Annotated in this window: 2 protein-coding genes; both read left to right on the forward strand. The window is 54.0% G+C overall.

Translation table 11 applies throughout. The features are described 5' to 3' along the window. The first annotated feature begins 113 nt into the window (after positions 1 to 113). Positions 114 to 1,055 (forward strand): hypothetical protein, encoded by a 942-nt coding sequence (locus GX147_06205; GenBank protein ID NLN60284.1) that lies wholly within the window; start codon positions 114 to 116, stop codon positions 1,053 to 1,055. Positions 1,056 to 1,194: 139 nt separating this feature from the next. Next, positions 1,195 to 2,169, forward strand: a 975-nt coding sequence (trkA, locus tag GX147_06210) for a Trk system potassium transporter TrkA (GenBank protein ID NLN60285.1), incomplete at its 3' end; no start/stop codon positions are given.

Consider the following 2,169-nt stretch of genomic DNA (forward strand, 5'->3'; position numbering starts at 1 on the left):
AGTAGACGGTCAAAATAATTCCCCGATTCGCGCAAATCTATTGTTGTTTTTTGCTCTGCAAATTGTTTGCGCATGTTCACGGGGAAAGAGAGAAAGAGAAGACTGTAACATTTATGAAATATACAATTAAGAAAAAACATCTGAAGGCCATGGTCGGGACCCTGATCCTGGCAGTCGCCTTGTCAACACCCGCCATCGCCGGCCGTTCCGATGATCCCCGGCCCGATACGCCTTCGGAGGCGGTGACTGACGAAGAAGCCCATATAGAACTTGGCATGGCGGAGGACTTGCTCCTCTTCGAGGACAACCGGTTGGATCGCCGTTATAACAAAACACCGGGCCTGATTCTGGATGGCGATGCTTCCAGGTCGACTGAACCGGAAGTGGAGAGAACCCCTAAAAAAGAGTTGGTCGAACAGGAACTCGAAGAAAAAGCCCGCTTGATGGAAGAGGAAAAGGCGAAAGAAGAAGCCCGCCGCAAGGAAGCGGCAAAAAAGGAAGCGCAGCGCAAAGAAGCAGAACGCAAGGAAGCGGAACGAAAAGCCGCTGAGGAGCGCGCGGCCCTGGAAAAGGCTGAGGCTGTAAAAGAGGAAACACCCGCCGCCGACCAGCCCGCGACGGAGGAGGCCCGGCCGAGTGCGGGAGCTTCCAACCAATTTTTGATTCCTATTGATCGTCCGGATCCCAACTACAAGGGTCGTCCCCTTTCTGTTTCTGACAGGCAGACCCTGGAAGGCCTGGTCATGGGTGAGTGGGGCAACGATTATCTGGGAGCGGTGCTGGTGGCTCAATGTATCCGCGACTCCATGGTCAAAGAAGGCACAAACAGCACAGCAGTCATCAAACGTAAATACGGTTACACAGCGCCTGTCAAGCGCAATGTGTCCAGCACAGTCAAAAAAGCAGTCGCATTTGTTTTCGATGAAGGCGGCAGCGGTGTACAGCATCCGATTTATTATTTTTACGCCAGCAACATCGCCCGGGGTAAATGGCATGAGACACAAAATTTTGTTGTCCAGAGGAAGGCCGTGCGCTTCTTCAGCCCACGCCGGTAAACCTGCACAGACAACGGAATGGGGCTGCCGGAAGGCGGCCCTTTTTTACTTGGCTAATAATCTTTCAAAAGTACGATAGAATACGTGTTAACACGAGGGCGCGAAAGCCTGCTTGGCAGCCGCGCCGGGGAGGCCGATTATGCAAATCGTCATTGCCGGGGCCGGCAAGTATGGCCGCACGATCGCGGGTGAGCTCGCGGCCGAGGGGCACGATCTAACCATCATCGAAAAAGAAGGTGAATGGTTTGAAGATATCATGGAAGAAGTGGATCTTTCAGGTGTCGTAGGCAATGCCGCAAGCTATGAGGTCCAGCTGGAGGCAGGTGTCAGCCAGGCGGATGCCTTTCTTGCCATGACAGGTTCCGATGAGATCAATCTGATTTCGTCCATCCTGGCGCAAAGCCTGGGCGCGAAAAAGACCATCGCCCGCGTTGTCAACCCCGATTACAGTCCGCCTACCGCCGCTTTCAGGCAGGGCCTGGGCATTGGGGCCCTGATCAATCCCAACCTGGAATCCGCCAAAGAGATCATGCGGATGCTGCGCTACCCTTCCGCGATCAGCGTTGAGAGCTTTTTCAGAGGCAGGGTCCACATTGTGGCTGTACGTGTCCCCGAAGACAGCATCCTGACCGGCATGAGGCTTTTGGACTTCAAGAATCGTTGCGGAGATGACCTGATGGTCTGCGTCATTCGCCGCCAGGGTCAGGTCTTCATCCCCGACGGCAGCAGTGTCATCCTGGCAGGCGATACCATCCATGTAACCGGCAAGGTAGACGCCCTGCAGAGCTTCTATGAACAGACCAATACCAAAGCGCCGAAAATTAAAAACGTTTTGATCACAGGGGGCGGAGCCATCGCCTACTGGCTGTTGGGCCTGATGAACAAGCAAAGATATTCTGTCAAGCTGATCGAACGGGACCGGAACATGGCTGAATTCGTCTACCAGCACTACCCATGGGTGGACGTCATCAGGGCGGACGGAACTGACCAGCGGGTATTGGAAGAAAGCAACATCCAGCATTACGATGCCTTTATTTCCCTGACCGGGATTGACGAGGAAAATGTCCTGGCCTCCTGGGTGGCTTCTCATAAAGGGGTACCCAAGACCATTACC

The organism is Deltaproteobacteria bacterium (genome assembly GCA_012522415.1).
Lineage (GTDB): Bacteria > Desulfobacterota > Syntrophia > Syntrophales > JAAYKM01 > JAAYKM01.